General features: G+C 69.0%; 18 protein-coding genes and 1 riboswitch. Of the genes, 14 read left to right on the top strand and 4 right to left on the bottom strand.

Annotation, left to right across the window (positions count from 1 at the left end):
• Positions 1–82 precede the first annotated feature (82 nt).
• The 3 genes from DQ241_RS16070 (at position 83) to DQ241_RS20640 (ending at position 1303) form a co-directional block, all read left to right on the top strand.
• A complete protein-coding gene (locus DQ241_RS16070) occupies positions 83–421 on the top strand; it encodes a hypothetical protein (protein WP_113831230.1) in 339 nt (112 codons plus the stop codon).
• A 415-nt stretch (positions 422–836) separates the two neighbouring features.
• Positions 837–1136: a thioredoxin family protein gene (locus tag DQ241_RS16065; protein ID WP_113831229.1), complete on the top strand. Its 300-nt coding sequence runs from the start codon at positions 837–839 to the stop codon at positions 1134–1136.
• On the top strand, positions 1133–1303 hold the full coding sequence (locus DQ241_RS20640; RefSeq protein ID WP_158545949.1) for a hypothetical protein: 171 nt from the start codon (positions 1133–1135) through the stop codon (positions 1301–1303). The genes DQ241_RS16065 and DQ241_RS20640 overlap by 4 nt, the downstream gene beginning before the upstream one ends.
• A gap of 39 nt (positions 1304–1342) precedes the next feature.
• On the opposite strand, the gene DQ241_RS16060 is transcribed toward DQ241_RS20640, so the two are convergent.
• Positions 1343–2278: a M56 family metallopeptidase gene (locus tag DQ241_RS16060; RefSeq protein WP_113831228.1), complete on the bottom strand. Its 936-nt coding sequence runs from the start codon at positions 2276–2278 to the stop codon at positions 1343–1345.
• A complete protein-coding gene (locus tag DQ241_RS16055) occupies positions 2275–2637 on the bottom strand; it encodes a BlaI/MecI/CopY family transcriptional regulator (protein ID WP_081788325.1) in 363 nt (120 codons plus the stop codon). Before DQ241_RS16055 ends, DQ241_RS16060 begins: the two co-directional genes overlap by 4 nt.
• Before the next feature lie 278 nt (positions 2638–2915).
• Positions 2916–3072: riboswitch (cyclic di-AMP (ydaO/yuaA leader) on the top strand.
• Between the two features lie 13 nt (positions 3073–3085).
• Here DQ241_RS16055 and DQ241_RS16050 point away from each other — a divergent pair.
• The 8 genes from DQ241_RS16050 to DQ241_RS16020 all read left to right on the top strand — a co-directional run bounded on the left by DQ241_RS16050 (position 3086) and on the right by DQ241_RS16020 (position 8601).
• On the top strand, positions 3086–4135 hold the full coding sequence (locus DQ241_RS16050) for a C40 family peptidase (protein ID WP_113831227.1): 1050 nt from the start codon (positions 3086–3088) through the stop codon (positions 4133–4135).
• Positions 4136–4244: 109 nt separating this feature from the next.
• The gene (locus DQ241_RS16045; protein WP_147252389.1) at positions 4245–4694 is read left to right on the top strand and encodes a hypothetical protein; all 450 of its coding nucleotides are present in this window, start codon (positions 4245–4247) and stop codon (positions 4692–4694) included.
• Between the two features lie 80 nt (positions 4695–4774).
• Positions 4775–5410, top strand: coding sequence for a DUF305 domain-containing protein (locus tag DQ241_RS16040; protein WP_113831225.1), 636 nt, complete (start codon positions 4775–4777; stop codon positions 5408–5410).
• Positions 5411–5533: 123 nt separating this feature from the next.
• On the top strand, positions 5534–6154 hold the full coding sequence (locus tag DQ241_RS16035; RefSeq protein ID WP_233492492.1) for a TlpA disulfide reductase family protein: 621 nt from the start codon (positions 5534–5536) through the stop codon (positions 6152–6154).
• Complete coding sequence (locus DQ241_RS16030; RefSeq protein ID WP_199584628.1) at positions 6151–7017, top strand: cytochrome c biogenesis CcdA family protein; 867 nt, start codon at positions 6151–6153, stop codon at positions 7015–7017. The genes DQ241_RS16035 and DQ241_RS16030 overlap by 4 nt, the downstream gene beginning before the upstream one ends.
• A complete protein-coding gene (locus DQ241_RS16025; RefSeq protein WP_233492491.1) occupies positions 7014–7907 on the top strand; it encodes a F510_1955 family glycosylhydrolase in 894 nt (297 codons plus the stop codon). The genes DQ241_RS16030 and DQ241_RS16025 overlap by 4 nt, the downstream gene beginning before the upstream one ends.
• A 222-nt stretch (positions 7908–8129) precedes the next feature.
• The gene (locus DQ241_RS20425; RefSeq protein ID WP_147252388.1) at positions 8130–8267 is read left to right on the top strand and encodes a metal-sensing transcriptional repressor; all 138 of its coding nucleotides are present in this window, start codon (positions 8130–8132) and stop codon (positions 8265–8267) included.
• A 67-nt stretch (positions 8268–8334) separates the two neighbouring features.
• Positions 8335–8601 (top strand): heavy-metal-associated domain-containing protein, encoded by a 267-nt coding sequence (locus DQ241_RS16020; RefSeq protein ID WP_113831224.1) that lies wholly within the window; start codon positions 8335–8337, stop codon positions 8599–8601.
• A gap of 314 nt (positions 8602–8915) precedes the next feature.
• Here the strand turns inward: DQ241_RS16020 and DQ241_RS16015 are convergent, their stop codons facing one another.
• Positions 8916–9512, bottom strand: a complete 597-nt coding sequence (locus tag DQ241_RS16015) for a DUF305 domain-containing protein (RefSeq protein ID WP_113831223.1) — start codon at positions 9510–9512, stop codon at positions 8916–8918.
• 512 nt (positions 9513–10024) lie between these two features.
• Positions 10025–10432, bottom strand: coding sequence for a four-helix bundle copper-binding protein (locus tag DQ241_RS16010; RefSeq protein WP_113831222.1), 408 nt, complete (start codon positions 10430–10432; stop codon positions 10025–10027).
• Positions 10433–10550: 118 nt separating this feature from the next.
• On the opposite strand from DQ241_RS16010, the gene DQ241_RS16005 reads away from it, so the two are divergent.
• The 3 genes from DQ241_RS16005 to DQ241_RS15995 form a co-directional block, all read left to right on the top strand.
• Positions 10551–10928 carry a helix-turn-helix transcriptional regulator gene (locus tag DQ241_RS16005; protein ID WP_113831221.1) on the top strand — a complete coding sequence of 126 codons (378 nt, stop codon included), beginning with the start codon at positions 10551–10553 and terminating at the stop codon, positions 10926–10928.
• 177 nt (positions 10929–11105) lie between these two features.
• Positions 11106–11447, top strand: coding sequence for an NADH-quinone oxidoreductase subunit A (locus DQ241_RS16000; protein WP_113831220.1), 342 nt, complete (start codon positions 11106–11108; stop codon positions 11445–11447).
• Positions 11438–12005: hypothetical protein (locus DQ241_RS15995; protein WP_199584626.1), on the top strand; the 568-nt coding region annotated here is incomplete at its 3' end. The genes DQ241_RS16000 and DQ241_RS15995, both read left to right, overlap by 10 nt.

Below are 12005 nucleotides of genomic sequence, written 5' to 3'. Positions count from 1 at the left end.
GGGGTGACGCTCAGGTCGGCAGCCGTGTCATGAGGCCGTGTGACGATCCAGCGGTCGGTCAGCTGGACGAGCGGAGGAAGCGGTGGCCAGAACGGTGAGTCGGCAGGCGGCGGCGCTGACGAAGGCGCGGGAGCGACGACGAGCGCTGGACGTCGCTCGCGATGAGCACGACCGCCGGGTCGAGGAGGCGACGGCCGAGGCGTTGGTGGCCCTGGAGGCGCGAAGCGAGGCGGAGCAGGCCTTGGCGGTGGCGACGGCGGCGCTCGGCGAGACGCTGCGTAGGTTGCTCGCCGAGGACGTGCCGGCCGAGCGGGCGGCCGCGCTGCTGGAGCTGGACATCGCAGAGGTCCGGCGGCTGACGAGGACGACCGAACGGCCGGCGGCCACTCCGGCGAAACCGGTGGCGACGGGGGATTCCTGATCGTCGCAGCCAAGCCGACCCCGTGATGCAGGGGCAGCCGAAGTGACCCCAGTGGTCCTGCTCATCTGAGGTCGCGGTCCGGCGGCTTGCCGATGTCACGTTGGCGGGGCTCAGTTCCCAGAGCTGAGCACCTCGCGGTCGAACATCTCAGGTCGCCCGCCAGCCGCACTCCCCCCGCCGGTAACGCTTGGCAGCGTGCTTACCGGTAGAGAGGATGGGCCCATGTGGTCGCTACCTGCTCTGTTCGCGGCCGTGCCTGGCCTACAGTGCTGCAACCGCTGCCGCGGCGTGTTTCCGCGGCGACGGGTGAGGGCGCTTGTCGCGGTGCCCGGCGCGTTCACCTGTCACGACTGTGCCCGGTCAGTGGCGGTGCCGCGCGACTTCTCCCGACGTTGAGGCCGGAGGTCCTCCGCTCATGCACGTCGCACTTCTCTATTTCGATGGCTGCCCGAACTGGCGCCTGGCGGACGACCGTCTTCGCGAGGCGCTCGTCCGAGCCGGGCGGGAAGACGTCGTCGTGGAGCACCGCCAGGTTGCGACGCCCGAGGAGGCCGAGGCCATGCAGTTTCGCGGCTCGCCGACTCTGCTCGTCGATGGGCGGGACCCGTTCCTGGACTGGGACAGTCCGGTGGGCCTCTCCTGCCGGGTCTACCGCATAGGGGACCGTCTCGCTGGGGCGCCGACAGTCGAACAACTCATAGCGGTTCTCCGATGAAGCTGCTCGGCCGCCGCCGGTCTGCCGGGACCGACGAACTCCTGACGTGCGGCTGTTGCGCCCGCGAGCTGCCGCGCACCGCCGTCCACGAGCTCGGCGGCACGCCGGGTGTTTATGTGTGCCGCCGCTGTGCGGCGTGGATGGCGACGCGCATCGGCCGCAAGTGACGGTTCAGGCCGCTCCGGTCGGATGGAGCGCGGGGTGGATCAGGCGAAGGCACACTGCACGGCGCTCACGGCGAGTGCTGCGGCGGCGGTGGGTAACAGAAGCGCGCCCGCCGCGACCGCGGAGCAGCCAGCCAGACGGCTGAGCCCGCTTCCCCCGATGCTGCCTGTGGAGAGCCGCTGGAGTCGCGCCGTGGTCAGGCGCCCGGCCATGGCGAGAGCTCCCGCGGGCAGCGGCTGACCAGTCAGACGAGACAGGGCCTCGCGGACCGCGGACGGCCCGCAGGTGCGGGCGGCCCGGCTGTCCGCGGCCAGTTCGACGAGGTCCCGCGCCGCTTCGGGCGCTGCACGCAGCAGAGGGCACCACGGCAGAGCCAGGGCGAGCGTCTCGACGATGGCCAGGATGAGGTGGTGTCGGCCCCTGAGGTGGGCGCGCTCGTGCTCGAGGGTGGCGTTCACGGCCGCGGGCGTCAGTTGATTCCGCAATCCCCGGCTCATGACGATCAGACCGGAGCGTCCGCCGATGGAGAGTGCCATGGGGCGCTCGTCGTCGATCCAGAGTGGGTCGTGCGCCCGGCAGCCGGCGGCCAGCAGGCGGAGCTGCTGCATGTGCGGGGCGTTGCGCCGCCGACGCTGAAGTCTCGCGTGGATGACGAGGCCGACTCTGGCAACGACGAACGTGGCAGTCAGCACGCCCGTGGCGGCGACAGCCTCCGCGGTCCCTGGCAGGACTCCGGAAGAGAGGGCCATCCAGCAGTCTCCGGCCAGGCCGAAGGCGCCGGAATGATGCTCGTCGACGGGCAGGGCCACCAGGCTGAGCATGGCGAGCAGCGAGGCGACGAAGCCCAGCGTCGACAGAACCCAGCCAGTGAGCAAAATCGTTGGATCCAGGCGCCGATCCGCGAGCCACATCAGCACGCGGTGGCCGTGCCAGCCGAACAGCAGAGCGCCGACGACGAGAGCAACGAGCGCGGTCACAGTTCGGAGCTCCGCTTGGCGAGGCCGTCACGCAAAACTTCGGATTCCTCGTCGGTCGCGGTTTCGGCGAAATGCAGCAGAACCGACCGGGGATCCTCCGACGCCTCGAGGATCTCTCGCAGTGACGCCGCAGCCGCTGCTTCCCGGCTTCGTGCCGGGAGGTAGCTGTACGCGCGGCCGACCGCTTCGCGATCCACCATCCCCTTGCGGTGCAGCGTGCTCAACACCGTCATGACCGTCGTGTAGGCCAGGTTCCGCTTCACGGGCAGCCGTTCGAGAACCTCCCGCACGGTCAGTGCGCCGTCGGCCGACCATAGGACGCCCATGACGGCCGCCTCCAGTTTGCCCAGCGGTGGCACCGTGCTCCTTCGTTCGTGCCCGAGCACGCTCTCCATGCGATGGAGCTGGAGTCGTGTCCGGATCAGGCGTGTGCGTCCGACGGTGTATCGGTCGCTGCACCCTACTGGCAGTCAGCGGGAGAGAACCCTCTCCGAGGATGGCCTCGGCGGGACGCAAGGGTCGGGAAGATCAGACGGACGGGCCTGCAACTATTTGCCCCGCATAGTTGTCACGGAACGGTCACGGTCCTATGTTGGCCAGGCCCGGTTCGGCAGTCGTCCTCTGCACATGGAGGCCCGTCCGGGCGCCGCCGAACCCAGGACGGGTGACCGTCCGGGACCGGGGACCCACCGCAGTACTGGGGTGAATCCTGCGTGCCGAATTGCCGGCCGCAGGTAGGGCGTCTTCCAGCCCGAATCCGTCAGCTAACTCGGTAGGCGGCACTGGAAGACAGGAGAGCCGCCCCTCGTGGCGACTGCCCACCGCCCCTGCACGCCTTCCCGCCGATCCACCCGACACTGGCGAAAGCGCAGCCTGCTGCTTGCTGGCATCGCCGTCGTCGGAATCGATCTCGCTTCCGCGCCTGCCGCCGCAGCGGCCCCGGGTGACCCCGTCACGGCCGAGGATGCAGCCTCTCTCGTCGCCGAGCGCGGCCATCAGCTGGAAGTCCTCACCGAACAGTTCAACGAGGCGCGGGAGAACCTCGAGACCCAGCAGGCCGCCGCAGCGGCTGCCGAGGACGAAGTCGCCGCGGCCGAGGCGGAACTGGTTGTGCTCGGTGACCAACTGGCAGGCGTCGCACAGACCGCGTACACCGGAGACGGATTCGGCGCCCTGCAGGCGTTCATGACCAGCGGATCCCCCGAGGAGTTCCTCGATCGAGTCGCCCTCCTGGAATCAGTGGCGGGTCACCACAACGATGTGGTCGACCGGGTTGCCAGCGCCCAGGCTGTGGCCGAGAAAGCGCAGCTTTCGGCCGAGCGGGCCGCAGCCGAGGCTCAGCGGCAGGTTGACGAGGTGACCGCGAAGCAGGCAGACCTCCAGGCCGAGATCGCCGAATACCAGGCCCGGTACACGGCGCTGACAGCCGCTCAGCAGGAAGAGGCCGACGCCGCGCACGGCGGGCGGACGCTGGCGGCACCGCCGCCGAGTGAAGTGGTGGCCAACAGCGCTGCGGCGCAGACGGCCGTCGACACCGCTATGGCCCAGCTCGGGGATCCCTACGTATGGGCCGCAGCGGGACCCGACTCTTTCGACTGCTCCGGGCTGACCCAATACGCCTTCGCCGCAGCGGGGATCTCGCTGCCGCACTCCAGCAGGATGCAGGCCACCATGGGTCAGGCGGTCTCGAGGGCCGAGCTGCAGGCGGGGGACCTCGTCTACTTCTACAGCCCGGTGAGCCACATCGGCATCTACATCGGCGGTGGACGGATGGTCCACGCATCTACGTTCGGTGAACCCGTCAAGGTCGGCTCCGTCGACATGTCGGGTTACGCGGGGGCGCGACGCATCGTCTGAGGGCCGGGCCGAGAACAGTCGCCATGCGACGGACCGCCTCGCCGGCCCGCCTCCTGGCGATGTAAGTACTACGCGGCCTAGTAGTCTGGGGCGGTCGTTGGGAGGTGGCATGTCGGCGCGACGCATGTGGGCGCTGCTGCTGCTCGCTGCTGTCTTCTCCATGCACGGTGTTCAGTGCATGGCGAGCGACATGAACGCCGGCCACGGGACGGCGGCATCCGCGATGACCGTGGTCCACGGCGCAGCGTTGGCAGGGCCCGTCTGGCCGACGTCCACGGTCGTGGGGCATCAGCTGTCCGGCACCGTCCCGGGCGGGGTCTCCGTCACCGCCATGTCCGGTCTGCCGCACGACAGTCCGCCGATGCCCGGTGCCGCCTTCGGGGCGGTCTGTCTCGCGGTGCTGCTGACGGGCGTGGTCCTGCTCGGCGTGGCTGCGCTGGTCCGACGAGCTCCAGTCTCCATCGTCCGCGCCAGGGCGCCCTCTGCGCTGTGGCACACCTGGTGGTCTCGGCTCCCGCGGCCACCGGATCTCTCCGCTCTCTGTCTCCTCCGGATCTAGGCCGAGTGCCCGACCCGCCAGCCCAAGTGCTCGGTCGGGTCCGTTCCGCACGCCTATGACACCAACCCAGGAGACTTGAGATGACGCGCACCACCGCTCGACTTGTCCGCCTTGCCGGCGGCCTCATGGCAGGGGCCATCGTGCTGGCCGGCTGCTCCAACGACGGCGAAGGCTCCAGCACAGGGAGTAGCTCCGAGAGCAGCGCCGCCGCCGACACCTCGGCCAACGACTCCACCGTCCACAACGACGCCGACGTGACCTTCGTCCAGGGGATGCTCCCGCACCACGAGGGAGCTCTCGCCATGGCTCAGCTCGCCGACGGCCGGGCCTCCGACCCGAGGGTGATCGACCTGGCCGATCGCATCGAGGCGGCCCAGGGGCCGGAGATCGAGACGATGACCGGCTGGCTCGAGGAGTGGGGCGAGCCGCTGCCCGAGGAGGACATGGGCGGCATGGACCACGGCTCCGGCGGCATGGACATGGAAGGCATGTCCGAGGAAGACATGACGGCGCTGGACTCTGCCTCCGGCGCTGAGTTCGACCGGATGTTCCTCGAGATGATGATTCCGCACCACCAGGGCGCCGTGGACATGGCCGAGACCGAGATCGCCGACGGTTCCAATCCGGACGCCGTCGATATGGCCCGGGAGATCGTCGAGTCCCAGACCGCTGAGATCGAGGAGATGCAGACGCTGCTGACCGAGCTGGGCGGCTGATGCCGCGACGGGTGGCGCTGTGCCAGATGCGGAACAGCGCCACCCGTCGACAGCTTCGCGCGCTTCGGCCGAGGAGCCGGCGCGCTCTCTCAACATCAGCCTCTCCGTCTCGAAGGACTACCCATGCGCGTTGGCATGCGTCGCTCAGCGAAATCCTTTCGTGCGTTCCGTCGTCTCGCACTCTTGGTTATCTCGGCCCTGTTCATCGCCCTCACCGGTTGCTCGTCCAGCGACGTCGACCAGACCACGCCCGGGACTCGCTACGAGTTCAACGGCGCTACCCCCGCTGGCCAGGTGATCGAAGCCACCAGGCGCGCGGTCGCGCCATCCTTTAGCGGCGAACTCCTCGATGGCACACAGTTCGACTCGGCCGACTTGGCCGGAGACGTCGTGGTCATCAACTTCTGGGGATCGTGGTGTGCCCCCTGCCGCGTCGAGACCCCCGACTTCCAAGCCGTCTACGCGGAGGTGCGCGACCAGGGCGTGCAGTTCCTCGGCATCGACGTGAAAGACGACCGGCAGATGGCCAGCGCCTTCATGACCAACGTCGGCGCGGAGTATCCGTCGCTGTTCGACCCGCGGGGCGAGGTCGCCATGGCCTTCCGTGGCTTCCCGGCCAACGTCGTCCCGTCGACCATCGTGCTCGACACGGAGGGACGGGTCGCCGGTGTCTATACCGGGGCCGTGGCACGAGACGACCTTCAGTCGGTGCTGTCGGGCCTCGTCCAGGAGACCGGAGGATGACCGACCTCGGAACCATGTTCGCCGACATCGTCACCGATGGGTCGTTGCTGGTGGCCTTCGCCGTGGCGGCGCTGGTCGGCCTGATCAGCTTCGCCTCGCCCTGCTGCCTGCCCCTGGTTCCGGGATATGTCGGCTACATCGCGGGGCTTGCCGGAACGGCCGTCGAAGCGGAGGAACCGGGGAGGAGAGCCGAACCCGCTCCCGGGACAGGAACACCGGTGGTCGCAGCTGCGGAGTCCGGTACGGGCGCCGTCAGGACGGCGGTCCGCAGCCCCGGCAGGCGAAAGATGCTGCTCGGATCCCTGCTCTTCGTCTCCGGCTTCAGCGCAGTGTTCATCTCTTTCGGCGCCCTGTTCGGTGGCCTGGGTCGGCTGCTGCTGGAGTGGGCGCCGGTGCTGACCCGGGTGGCCGGGGTCGTGACCATCGGCATGGGGCTGGCATTCCTCGGCGCGCTTCCCTGGCTGCAGCGGGAACGCCGTCTGCACCACCGGCCCTCCGGCGGTCTGGCCGGCGCGCCGGTGCTCGGCGTCGTCTTCGGGCTGGGGTGGACGCCGTGCCTGGGGCCCACGCTCGCCGCGGTCAACACCCTCGCCTATACGGAGGCCTCCGCGCTTCGTGGGGCGGTGCTCGGGTTGGCCTACTGCCTCGGCTTAGGGATTCCGTTCGTGGCGATGGCGTTGGGTGCCCGCCGCGTCGTCGGCGTGTCGGCCTGGGCGCGCCGACATGCCCGCACGGTGACGCGGATCGGCGGCGGCTTGTTGATCGTGCTCGGCATTCTGCTGCTCACGGGTTACTGGGATCGATTGATGTTCTGGCTTCGGGCATGGCTCGCGGCCACGGGATTGGGAGAGTCATTTCTGTGACCGACAAGTACTCACTGGCGGCGCTGGTGCGGCGTTCCTCGGTCGTGACGGCTGCAGCGGCCGCCTCCGCGCTGCTCGTCGCCGGTTGCACCTCCTCATCTGCGCAGTCGGAACCCGCGGCAACTGGAGCGACGGCCGGCATGCTGCCGTCCAGCCACATCCACGGTGTCGCAGTCGACCCAGCTGACGGGCAACTACTCCTGGCCACCCACGACGGGCTCTTCGAGGTGGGCGATGACGGCGAGTCGACCCATATCGGTCCGGTCATCGACCTGATGGGCTTCGCCGTCCGCGGACCGGGGCATTTTCTCGCCTCCGGGCATCCCGGACCGGGTGTCGACCTGCCAGAGCCGGTCGGGCTGATCGAGTCGACGGACGGCGGCCGGACGTGGGAACCGCGATCCCGGCAGGGCGAGTCCGACTTCCATGCGCTGACGGTCAGTGATGCGGGGGTTCTCGGTTACGACGGCTCCCTCGTGCGTAGCGCTGACGGCGACGAGTGGGAGCAGCTACTGATCCCGGCAACTCCGGCCGCACTTGCCGCGGCACCGGACGGGCGGACGATCCTCGCCACCACTGAGCAGGGTCTCCTCAGCTCTGTCGACGGCGGTAGGTCGTGGGTCCGGAACGACGGTGCGCCGCTCCTCCAGGTGGTCGACTGGGCTGACGACGGCATGAACGTCGCGGGGGTGGACTCGTCCGGTGCGGTGTGGACGAGCGCGGACGCAGCCCGGACCTGGCAGGCGGGGCCCAAGCTGGAATCACCCCCGCAGGCTGTGGCGGCGACGTCCTCGGTGGGGGCCTCGCTGAGGATCACCGTCGTCACGACCACGGCGCTGGTGGAGTCGGACGACGGCGGACTGACCTTTGAAGTGGTCCTGGAGGACTGAGGCGTGGCGGGTATGAGTCAGCGCAGGGAGCCGAAAGGCTCTCCTGCTGCCGCACCGGGCGATGCCCTCCCAGGTCCTGCTCGGGTGAGCACTTGATGCGTCATTGCATCACACCCCCTGGGGGTATAGGTTTCCAAGGCGTGGGTACTGGCGGGGGGTATCCGTCGGTCGGCGCAGGAACCTGTCACGGGCCACGCAGAGGCCAGCAGTTCTCGCGGCTACATGCAGCAGCGCAAGGACGACTACCTCAGGCCCCTTCGTCGGATGGAAGGGGAGGTACGAGGCCTCCAGTCCGTGGTCGAGGCCGACGAGATGATCCGCGAGGTGATCGAGGCCATCGCCGGCCGGGTCCGCTCCTGAGACAGGACCACCAGAACGAACATCCACGGCAATGCACGTACATGAGGAATCGAAAGGACAACTCGAGATGAGCACCGCCACGTACAGCGTCGTCGGCATGACCTGCGGCCACTGCGTCAACTCCGTGACCGAAGAGGTCCGCCAGGTCCCCGGCGTCACCGACGTCAGCGTCCATCTCGCCACCGGTGGACTCGCCGTCAGCGCCGTGGCCGATGTGGACGACGGTGCCGTGCGCGCTGCCGTTGAAGAAGCCGGGTATCAGGTAGCCGAGCCCGCCAACCTGCTCGCAGGGGCTGGTGACCAGACGTCCGGGTGTGGCTGCGGCTGCAGCTGAAAGTCTGCGCCCGGAGGCTGGTCGTGGGGTACCGCTAGCGGCCCATCGCCGGCCCATTCCGACGTCCGCCACGCGGGCGGCGGCACCGCAGGCAGCTGACCGAAAGTGGCCTTGTGTCGGCACGACTCGGGTGGCGCCCCTTCGGGAGCCGCCGCGCTGTAAGTGCCGGCTGTGGCGCAGCTCGGCGTCCTCATCAAAGGCCCGAAGGTGCTCAGGGTGGTCACGGTCCCGGACAAGACCGGGACCGTGGCCACCGGCCGGAGACCCCTGCTCGAGTCGTCACCGTCATGGACATGTGGCCGGCCTTACCGCGATCACTCCGACGCGCAGTCCCGCAGGGCCGAACCCTCGAAGTCGGGAACGGCGCGGGCCTGCGCCTCCTCGGTCGTGGCGGCCTTCCCGTTCTCCTCGATGTCCTGGATCAGCCACTCCATCTCGGCGATCTCGCGCTCCTGGGCCTTGATGATCTCGACGGCGAGCTGGCACACCCGGACGTCGGTGATGTCGGCGCGCTCGGACCGGGTGATGGCCAGCGAGTGGTGCGGGATCATCGCACTCATCCAGGCGGAGTCCTGCACGGTGGCCTGGCTGCGGTCCAGCGCGATTCCGCCACCCAGCAGCAGCAGGCTCACCGCCACGATCGCGATGTTGCCCTTCACGTTCTTGTACATGTTGAGCATCCACGCGAGCATGATCAGGCCCATGGTGCCGCCCATGGTGACCGCCATGAACACGCGGCTCTGGCTGAACCGGACGTGACTCCACTCCCACGTGCCGGCGAACATCGTGAAGTACATGACGACCATGGACGTCGTGATCATGGCTGTGAAGCGCAGGTACATCTTCGTCTCGTGGGACATGCCGCCGTCCTGACCGTGTTCCTTCGCCTCGTCGCTCCTCTTGGTCGCCATGGATCCGATCTCCGTCCTTGCTGTCGTCGGTGGGGAGGAACTCCGCAAACCACTGACTGCATCGTCACGCGAGCCGTTCGCCGCAGCCCGCGACGTCACATGTGCGTGGTTGCAGTGGCAGCGGTGTCGGCCCCCGGGCCCGGACCGCTGCATGGGTAGACGTTGGTTGGCGTACGTCGGACGTCCGGATGCCCGTACGGCCGTACGGATAAACCGGAGAGTCGATACCGCCGTCGGGACAGCTGGGGTTGCGCTCACGACGAACTCGCCATAAGTGCCGACTTGTTCGGCATCGATCGGGCGACATCAGCCCGCGACGCCGACGACTGGACGAAGAGCGCGCCGATCTGCGGAAGCGATGGCGTCGGGTGTCGTTGTGACCACGATGCCTTCGACAGTCGGCGGGGGCAGCTCGACGTCCAGCGCCGCTGGAGCGATGGTTCGGCCCCGGGGCGTCGTTGGGGCCGCTCTTGGCCTGGCGCCGCCGAGGCCGACCCACCGTGCAGTCCCTGTCAGCCCAGCGAGCTGATGAGGTCCCGGCACGCCCGCTCACAGCGCCGGCAGGCCTCGGCGCAGACCCGGCAGTGCTCGTGCATCGAGGCGTGGCTCTCGCACTCGTCACCGCACGCCTTGCAGGCGGCAGCGCAGGCCTCGAGCACCGCCCGGGTGAGGTTGGCGTCGTAGCCGGTGTGCCGGGAGAGCACACGGCCGGTCGTGTCGCAGACGTCGGCGCAGTCGGCGTTGGTGCGAATGCACTTGGTCAGCTCGGCGACCATGTCCTCGCTGAGGCAGGCGTCGGCGCAAGCGGTACACGCCTGGGCGCACTCGAAGCAGGCCTCGATGCACTCAAGGAGCTTCTGCTTGTCCACCCCGCCGAGGTCCTTGGGGTAGGTGTCGAGCATCTGGGCTGCCACGGTCATGGTTGCCTCCTCGGTTTCTCGGCGCCGGACGGCTCGGATGTCGCCCGGATCGGACGCCGACGATTCCGGCGGTACCCGCAGACCCGTACGGGTATGAGCGGCCTGGAGGTGTTTCTCGATGTCCGAACCTGACCACGCCCATCCGGTCGACCCGGAACGTGTCGCGCACGCCCGTGCCCGGCTGCCCAGCCGGGAAGAAGCCGCCCAGCTGACCAGCGTGCTGAGCCTGATGGCCGATCCCACCCGGGCCCGCGTGCTATTCGCGCTCGACATGGTCGAGGAGCTCTGCGTCGGCGACCTGGCTCTGGCCCTGGAGGCCAACGAGGACGCCGTCGGCTATGCCCTGCGGCTGCTTCGCACGGCGGGACTGGTGACCAACCGGAAGCAGGGTCGCGTCGTGTACTACCGCCTGGCCGAGGGCTTTCCCGAGCCGCTGCGGGAGCACTGTCTCCGCCAGTTGGTCGTCCTCTCGGAAGCGGCGCCCGACGACGATTAACGGTCGGTGTGTCGAGGCTGGCGCGGCGGCCAAGGCAGGGTGATCGTCGCCGCGCGAACATCTCCGACCACCCCTACAGTCGGGCACACCCGGACGGTCGTCCGGATGACGTTGTCGTATCCGCCGCCCGGCACCGGCCATTCCCAACGGCATCTCCGTTGAGGGGAGGAGAGCGCCATGGTTGCGCTGCTCTCGCTGGCCGTCCTGGTCGTGGCCTGGATCGTCGGGCTGTACGCGCTGTCGGCGGCGTTGCGCACCGCCCGGGGGCCCGCCGCCGTGCTGCCGTATGAGTCAGGCCTGCTTCCACAGCAGCACGCCGTGTCTCGCTACCACGCGCGGTGGTACGCGGTCACGGTCCTCTTCCTGGCCTTCGACATGGAGATGATCTTCATGTACCCGTGGGCGGTCGTGGTCGCGGACATGGGGACGACGGCCGTCGTCGAGATGTTCGGCTTCCTCGCCGTGCTGCTCGTCGGTGTCACCTACGTCTGGCGTGAAGGTGCGCTGCGATGGACCTGATCGCCCGAGTGCGGAACTGGGCGCTGGCGAGGCCGCGGGTGCTGCTCGTCGACGCCCCGGGTGCGACGACGCTCCGGTGGTCCGTCGAGGCCGAGTTGGACCGGCGCGGCTGGCCGTGCGCCGTGTCACCTGCGGACACCGACCTGCTGGTCGTCCTCGGCGAACCCGGACCGGAGCTTGCAGAAGCCGTCGACGTGCTGTGGAGCCAGGTCCCCGAGCCGCGGCGCCGAGTGGAAGTGCAGGGCACCGGTGACGTTGCCGTCGCTCTGGACCAGGGCCGAGCTGCGCTGGTCCGGCCGGCCGAATCAGGAACGAAGGAGGACGGTCGGCCGTCGCCGGCCTCCTTGCTTAGCAACGACGAGGACGAGGACGCCCACGACGAGGGCATGGGCCACGCCGGCCACGAGGGCATGGACCACGGCGGTGGTGGTCACGAGGGCATGGACCACGGCGGTGGTGGTCACGAGGGCATGGACCACGGCGGTGGTGGTCACGAGGGCATGGACCACGGCGGTGGTGGTCACGAGGGCATGGACCACGGCGGTGGTGGTCACGAGG

The sequence above is a fragment of the Blastococcus sp. TF02A-30 genome, assembly GCF_003319185.1.
Classification (GTDB): domain Bacteria; phylum Actinomycetota; class Actinomycetes; order Mycobacteriales; family Geodermatophilaceae; genus Blastococcus.
Note: the sequence above shows the minus strand (reverse complement) of the source record. Positions and strands in the feature narration are given on the sequence as shown.

Bases quoted from the DNA above. Each gene is read 5' to 3' on its own strand.
- DQ241_RS16065 (WP_113831229.1), top strand. From the start codon at position 837: ATGCACGTCGCACTTCTCTATTTCGATGGCTGCCCGAACTGGCGCCTG.
- DQ241_RS20640 (WP_158545949.1), top strand. From the start codon at position 1,133: ATGAAGCTGCTCGGCCGCCGCCGGTCTGCCGGGACCGACGAACTCCTG.
- DQ241_RS16045 (WP_147252389.1), top strand. From the start codon at position 4,245: ATGTCGGCGCGACGCATGTGGGCGCTGCTGCTGCTCGCTGCTGTCTTC.
- DQ241_RS16040 (WP_113831225.1), top strand. From the start codon at position 4,775: ATGACGCGCACCACCGCTCGACTTGTCCGCCTTGCCGGCGGCCTCATG.
- DQ241_RS16035 (WP_233492492.1), top strand. From the start codon at position 5,534: ATGCGCGTTGGCATGCGTCGCTCAGCGAAATCCTTTCGTGCGTTCCGT.
- DQ241_RS16030 (WP_199584628.1), top strand. From the start codon at position 6,151: ATGACCGACCTCGGAACCATGTTCGCCGACATCGTCACCGATGGGTCG.
- DQ241_RS20425 (WP_147252388.1), top strand. From the start codon at position 8,130: ATGCAGCAGCGCAAGGACGACTACCTCAGGCCCCTTCGTCGGATGGAA.
- DQ241_RS16020 (WP_113831224.1), top strand. From the start codon at position 8,335: ATGAGCACCGCCACGTACAGCGTCGTCGGCATGACCTGCGGCCACTGC.
- DQ241_RS16015 (WP_113831223.1), bottom strand. From the start codon at position 9,512: ATGGCGACCAAGAGGAGCGACGAGGCGAAGGAACACGGTCAGGACGGC.
- DQ241_RS16010 (WP_113831222.1), bottom strand. From the start codon at position 10,432: ATGACCGTGGCAGCCCAGATGCTCGACACCTACCCCAAGGACCTCGGC.
- DQ241_RS16005 (WP_113831221.1), top strand. From the start codon at position 10,551: ATGTCCGAACCTGACCACGCCCATCCGGTCGACCCGGAACGTGTCGCG.
- DQ241_RS16000 (WP_113831220.1), top strand. From the start codon at position 11,106: ATGGTTGCGCTGCTCTCGCTGGCCGTCCTGGTCGTGGCCTGGATCGTC.